At 72.7% G+C, this 6,153-nt stretch carries 6 protein-coding genes; 4 read left to right on the top strand and 2 right to left on the bottom strand.

The features are described from left to right. The 3 genes from IH13_RS0132130 to IH13_RS0132120 all read left to right on the top strand — a co-directional run. The coding region (locus IH13_RS0132130; RefSeq protein WP_031089961.1) for an RluA family pseudouridine synthase at positions 1–573 on the top strand (573 nt) is incomplete at its 5' end. After that, positions 570–1,043 carry a GNAT family N-acetyltransferase gene (locus IH13_RS0132125; protein WP_031089960.1) on the top strand — a complete coding sequence of 158 codons (474 nt, stop codon included), beginning with the start codon at positions 570–572 and terminating at the stop codon, positions 1,041–1,043. The genes IH13_RS0132130 and IH13_RS0132125, both read left to right, overlap by 4 nt. Positions 1,044–1,206: 163 nt before the next feature. Next, positions 1,207–2,760: a Na+/H+ antiporter gene (locus tag IH13_RS0132120; protein ID WP_031089957.1), complete on the top strand. Its 1,554-nt coding sequence runs from the start codon at positions 1,207–1,209 to the stop codon at positions 2,758–2,760. Between the two features lie 13 nt (positions 2,761–2,773). On the opposite strand, the gene IH13_RS0132115 is transcribed toward IH13_RS0132120, so the two are convergent. Next, positions 2,774–3,916, bottom strand: coding sequence for a mechanosensitive ion channel family protein (locus IH13_RS0132115; RefSeq protein WP_031089955.1), 1,143 nt, complete (start codon positions 3,914–3,916; stop codon positions 2,774–2,776). Between the two features lie 45 nt (positions 3,917–3,961). Between IH13_RS0132115 and IH13_RS0132110 the strand changes: the two genes are divergently transcribed. Next, positions 3,962–4,531, top strand: a complete 570-nt coding sequence (locus IH13_RS0132110; protein ID WP_031089953.1) for a dienelactone hydrolase family protein — start codon at positions 3,962–3,964, stop codon at positions 4,529–4,531. Positions 4,532–4,578: 47 nt separating this feature from the next. On the opposite strand, the gene IH13_RS0132105 is transcribed toward IH13_RS0132110, so the two are convergent. Beyond that, on the bottom strand, positions 4,579–6,153 hold a 1,575-nt coding region (locus tag IH13_RS0132105; protein WP_031089951.1), incomplete at its 5' end, for an alkaline phosphatase D family protein.

The raw sequence follows: 6,153 nt of genomic DNA, 5'->3' as shown, positions 1-6,153 counted from the left end.
GGCTACCGCATCTCGACGTCGGGCGCCGCCGAGCGCCAGGGCATCGTGCACCGGCTGGACGTCGGCACCTCCGGCCTGATGGTCGTCGCCAAGTCGGAGCGGGCCTACACCCTGCTGAAGGCGCAGTTCCGCGACCGGGTCGTCGAGAAGAAGTACCACGCCCTGGTCCAGGGGCACCCGGACCCGATGAGCGGCACCATCGACGCCCCCATCGGCCGCCACCCCCAGCACGACTACAAGTGGGCCGTCACCGCCGAGGGCAAGCCGTCGGTGACCCACTACGACCTCATCGAGGCCTACCGCGCGGCCAGCCTGCTCGACATCAAGCTGGAGACCGGGCGCACCCACCAGATCCGGGTGCACATGTCCGCCCACCGCCACCCCTGCGTCGGCGACCTGACCTACGGCGCCGACCCCACGATGGCCAAGCGGCTGGGGCTCACCCGGCAGTGGCTGCACGCGGTCCGGCTCGGCTTCGAGCACCCGGCCGACGGCGGCTGGACCGAGTTCACCAGCGACTACCCGGACGACCTGAAGCACGCCCTGGAGACCGTCGCCGCGGAGAGCCGGTGAGCGCGCCCGGACCCGTCTCCACCCGCAGAGCCGTCGGGGAGAGCGATCTCGCCGCCTGCTTCCAGGTCCGCAAGGACGTCTTCGTCGGTGAGCAGAACGTTCCCGAAGAGATCGAGTACGACTCCTGCGACGCCACGGCCGTGCACGTCCTGGCCGTCGCGGCCGACGGGACCGCCCTCGGCACCGGGCGGCTGCTGCACGGCGCCGACGCGGCCGGCAGGACCGGCGGGGACGTCACCGTCGGCTCGCTGGGCCGGCTCGCCGTGGTCCGTGAGGCCCGCGGCCTGGGCGTCGGTGCCGCGCTGGTGCGGGCGATCGAGGACGAGGCGCGCACGCTGGGGCTGACCGGCGTCGACCTGCACGCCCAGACCCACGCCCTCGGCTTCTACGAACGCCTCGGCTACGCGGCGTACGGCCCCGAGTTCCCGGACGCCGGCATTCCGCACCGGGCCATGCGGCGCGTGTTCTGACGGTGCGCCCCGGCCGTGCGGCCCGCCTCACGGCCGTGTGCCGCGCCGGGGCGCAGGGTGAGCCGTGGACCGTGCATGGCAGGCTGGACGCCCCCACCGGCTGATCACCGGAGCCCGGCCGATCACCGGACCCGGCCCGGACACGCTGCGGAAAGGCGAACTCGTGGATCAGATGGCACTGCTGCTCCTGCTGCTGCTCGGAGCGGTGCTCACGGTGCCGCTGGGGCAGCGCCTCGGACTGCCCGCGCCGGTGCTGATGACCCTCGCCGGGGTCGCGATGGCCTTCAGCAGCTTCGTCCCCGACGTCGACATCCCGCCGGAGATCATCCTCCCCGCCCTGCTGCCCCCGCTGCTCTACGCCTCCGTACAGCGAACCTCCTGGCGGCAGTTCGCGGCCAACAAGCGGCCCATCTTCCTGTCTCTTATACACATCGCCGACGCGATCGTGCCGGGGCTGCCCATCGCCGCGGCCGTGGCGCTCGGAGCCCTGGTCGCCCCGCCCGACCCGGTCGCCGCGTCGGCGGTGGCCGGGTCCCTCGGACTGCCCCGCAGGCTCGTCTCGATCCTGGAGGGCGAGGGGCTGTTCAACGACGTCACCGCCATCGTCCTCTACCACGTGGCGATCGCCGCCGCCGTGAGCGGCACCTTCTCGCTGCCCGAGGCCTTCGGGCTGCTCATCCTCTCCGCGGTCGTCGCCGTGGTGGTCGGCCTGGCGCTCGGCTGGCTCACCATCAAACTCATGGGCCTGCTGGGCGACGCCACCCTCCAGGTCGGCCTGACCCTGCTGGTGCCCTTCGTGAGCTACGTGCTGGCCGAGGAGCTGATGGGCTCGGGGGTGCTGGCCGTCCTGACCACGGCCCTCTTCCTCGCCGAGCACACCGCGGACGCCGACGACGTCCAGGGGCGCCTGACCGGCCGCTCCTTCTGGGAGATCGTCGACACCCTGGTCACGGGGGTCGCCTTCGGCCTCATCGGACTCGAACTCCACAGCGTGTTCGGCACGGCGGGCGACCGGGTGCCGGAGCTGCTGGGCTGGGGGCTCGCGGTCGTGGCGGTCGTCGTGGGCGTACGGCTCCTGTGGCTGCTGCCCGCGACCTGGCTCGCCAAGCGGCTGCACACCCGGCGCGACTACGACGAGGACATCCCCACCAGCTGGCGGGAGACCGTCGTCATGTGGTGGGCCGGTATGCGCGGGGTGGCCTCGGTCGCGCTGGCCCTCGCCATCCCGCTGGAGACGGACGACGGCAAGCCGTTCCCCGGCCGGGACGAGATCGTCTTCATCGCCTTCGTCGTCATCATGGCCACGCTCGTCGTCCAGGGCCTGACCCTGCCCTGGCTGGTACGCACGCTCGGCGTCCGGGCGGACACGGACGCCGAGCGGGCGCTGGAGCGCGAACTCGCGGGCCGTGCGGCGGGGGCGGCCAAGCGCCGCCTCAAGGAGATCGAGGAGGAGGAGGACTTCCCGGACGACGTCGTCGAGCGGCTCCACCGCGTCGCGTACGACATCGGGGCGCGGATCAGCCCCGACATGGTCGACGAGGAACGGCGCGAGGCGTACGCGCGGCGCGTCGAGCGGTTCAAGGCGGTCAGCCGCGTCCAGCGCGACATGCTGTCGGCCGCCCGCCACGAGGTGCTCTCCGCCCGCAACGAGCCCGGTGCCGACCCCGAGATCGTGGACCGGGTGCTGCGCTACCTCGACGTCCGCAGCCTGCGCTGACGTACGCCGGGGGTCAGCCGCGGCCCGTACGCGGGGTCATGTCGCGCTCCGGTCCCCGGCCGTCGGCCGCCGGGCGGCCGTTGTCCGCGCCGGTCAGTGCCGTCCAGTGGTCGCCGGGCGGCAGCGACGCGGGGGCCGTCACGACGCGCGGCAGTGCGTACGGGTGGTGGTCGCGCAGCCAGGCGATCATCTGTTCGCGTACCGCACAGCGCACCGTCCAGATGTCGTCGGCGTCCTTCGCGGTGACCACGGCCCGGAGCTGGATCGTCGTCGGCGTGGTGTCCGTCACGGCCAGGGACCAGTCGCGGCCGTCCCAGGCCGCGCACTCGCCGAGGATGTCGCGCAGCGCGTCGCGCATCGCCGGGACCGGCGCCGAGTGGTCGAGCTGGAAGTAGACCGTGCCGGTCATCTGGACCCCGCCGCGCGACCAGTTCTCGAACGGCTGGCTGGTGAAGTAGGACACCGGCATGGTGATGCGCCGGTCGTCCCACGTGCGCACCGTCAGGAAGGTCAGCGTGATCTCGTCGATGGTGCCCCATTCACCGTCCACCACCACGGTGTCCCCGAGCCGCACCATGTCACCGAAGGCGATCTGGAACCCCGCGAAGAGGTTGCCGAGCGTCGACTGGGCTGCGACACCGGCGACGATGCCGACCACGCCGGCCGAGGCCAGCATCGAGGTGCCCACCGTGCGCATCGCCGGGAAGGTCAGCAGCATCGCCGCGATCGTGACGGTCGCCACCACGGCGGTCACCACACGCTGGATGAGCGTCACCTGGGTACGGACCCGGCGCACCCGGGCCGCGTCCCGGGAGGCCGAGGCGTAACGGGCGTACGAGGACTCCACGACGGTGGCGGCGACGCGCAGGACGAGCCACGCCGAGGCCGCGATCAGCACCAGGGTCAGCAGCTGGCCGATCACCTCCCGGTGGTTCCGCACGACGTCCACCCGTATCTGGGAGAAGGTGGCCCGCAGCAGCGCGGTGCCGAGCACCACCTGCAGGGGTGGCCGGCAGCGCCGCAGGAGGCCCCAGAGCGGAGTCTCGTGGTGCCGGGCGTCGGCGCGGCGCAACAGGACGTCCACCACCCAGCCCAGCACCAGCGTCATCACCAGCGACCCGCCCACCACCAGCAGCGGGCGCAGTACGTTCTCCATTCCCTCGTCCTCCAAGTCTTGGGACACAGCTGGCACGATGGACGCATGAACATCATGCTTTTCCACTCGACCTACGGTGTGCGGCCGGCTGTGCACGCGGCTGCGGACCGGCTGCGCGCAGCCGGGCACGAGGTGCGCGTGCCCGATCTGTTCGAGGGGCACACCTTCGACACGGTCGAGGAGGGGATGGCCTTCAAGGACCAGGTCGGCAAGGACGAGCTGCTGAAACGCGCCGTGCTGGCCGCGGCGCCCTACTCGGACCAGGGCCTCGTGTACGCCGGCTTCTCGTTCGGGGCGTCGGTCGCGCAGACGCTGGCGCTCGGGGACGCGAAGGCGCGCGGGCTGCTGCTGCTCCACGGCACCTCGGACATCGCCGAGAACGCCTCGGTCGACGAACTGCCCGTCCAACTGCACGTCGCGGACCCCGACGCGTTCGAGTCGCCGGACTGGCTGAACAGCTGGTACCTCCGGATGCAGCGCACCGGGGCGGACGTGGAGGTCTACCGCTACCCCGGGGCCGGGCACCTGTACACCGACCCGGACCTGCCGGACTTCGACAAGGCCGCCGCGGACCTCACGTGGAAGGTCGCCCTCGGCTTCCTCGCGACGCTGTAGGGGGACGCCTCGGGGCCGCACACCGGGTGCGCGGCCCCGAGGACAGCTCAGCGCACCGGGGCGTCGGCCCGTTCGGCCCGCTGGGTGCCGCTGAGCGTGCGGTACGAGCGGACCCAGGTGGAGGCCGCGTCCCTGCGGGTCTTGTCGGAGACCGCGTAGTAGTCCATCTGCGCACGCTCGGCGGTCACGTCCAGGACGCCGTAGCCGTGCGAGTCCAGGTCGACCCACTTCACGTGCCGGTTCGCCGCCTTGACCGCCGTGGCCGCGACCACCGAGAGGGTCTGCGGAGCGACCCGCAGGATGTCGTCCAGGTTGTCGGAGGTCACCGACGTCACCACGAACTCGGTGGCCGCGGACGCCGACAGCGGGTAGGTCGCCGCCTTCACCGGCACGTCGTTGGCCCACGCCATGTGGATGTCGCCCGTGAGGAAGACGGTGTTGGTGATGCCCCGGTCCCGCAGGTGGGAGATCAGCTCCTTGCGGTCGTCCGTGTAGCCGTCCCACTGGTCGACGTCGATCGCGAGCCCCTCCGAGGGCAGCCCCAGAAGTTTCGCCAGGGGCGCCAGGAGATGGGCCGGGAGGGAGCCGAAGGCGACCGGCGAGATCATCACGGAGGTGCCGACCAGCTTCCAGGCCGCGTCCGAGCCGGCCAGGCCCGCCTTCAGCCAGTCCAGCTGCGCCCGCCCGGTGATCGACCGCTCCGGGTCGTCCACCGAGCCGTCGCCGATGGACGCCTGCTCGGAGCGGAAGCTGCGCAGGTCCAGCAGGTGCAGGTCGGTCAGGTCCCCGAAGCGCAGCCGCCGGTAGACGGTCCCCTCGGTGGAGGCGCGGACCGGCATCCACTCGAAGTACGCCTGCTTCGCCGCCGCCACCCGGGCCGCCCAGGGGCCCTCCGTCTCCGGGGTGTGGTTCCCGGCCCCGCCCGACCACGCGTCGTCGGCGAACTCGTGGTCGTCCCAGATGGCGATCACCGGATGGGCGGCGTGCAGGGCCTGGAGGTCGGTGTCCGTCTTGTAGGCGCCGTGCCGGGTGCGGTAGTCGGCCAGGGTGAGGACCTCGTGCAGCGGGGCGTGGGGCCGTACGACCGTGTCCCGGGTCGGATAGTCGCCCGAGGCGTACTCGTAGATGTAGTCGCCCAGGTGCAGCACGGCGTCCAGGTCGGCGCGGGCCGCGAGGTGCCGGTACGGGGAGAACCAGCCGGCCTCCCAGTTGGCGCAGGAGACCACGCCGAAGCGGACGCCGGGCGTCGCGGCTCCGGCGGCGGGTGCCGTACGGGTGCGGCCGGCGGGGGAGAGGACCTGCCCGTCGCCCGCCGAGAAGCGGAACCAGTACGTCGTGGCCGGGCTCAGCCCGCGCACGTCCGCCTTGACGGTGTGGTCCGAGGCGGCCCGGGCGAGGGCCGTGCCGCGGGCCGCGATCCGGGTGAACGCCTTGTCCTCGGCGATCTCCCAGGAGACGGCGGTCTCGGCGCCCAGGCCCGAGCCGGGCACGGCGTCCGGGGAGGGGGTGACGCGGGTCCAGAGGAGTATGCCGTCGGGCAGCGGGTCGCCGGAGGCGACCCCGTGCACGAAGGCCGGACCGTCGGCGGCGCGGGCGCCGGTGGCGGCGAGCACGGGGGCGGC

Source organism: Streptomyces sp. NRRL WC-3549, from assembly GCF_000721935.1.
In the GTDB taxonomy this organism is placed as follows: Bacteria; Actinomycetota; Actinomycetes; order Streptomycetales; family Streptomycetaceae; genus Streptomyces.
This window is presented reverse-complemented; position numbering and strand designations above follow the sequence as displayed.

Excerpts from the sequence above, each read along its gene's own strand:
- IH13_RS0132115 (WP_031089955.1), bottom strand. The coding sequence starts at position 3,916 with ATGGAGAACGTACTGCGCCCGCTGCTGGTGGTGGGCGGGTCGCTGGTG.
- IH13_RS0132110 (WP_031089953.1), top strand. The coding sequence starts at position 3,962 with ATGAACATCATGCTTTTCCACTCGACCTACGGTGTGCGGCCGGCTGTG.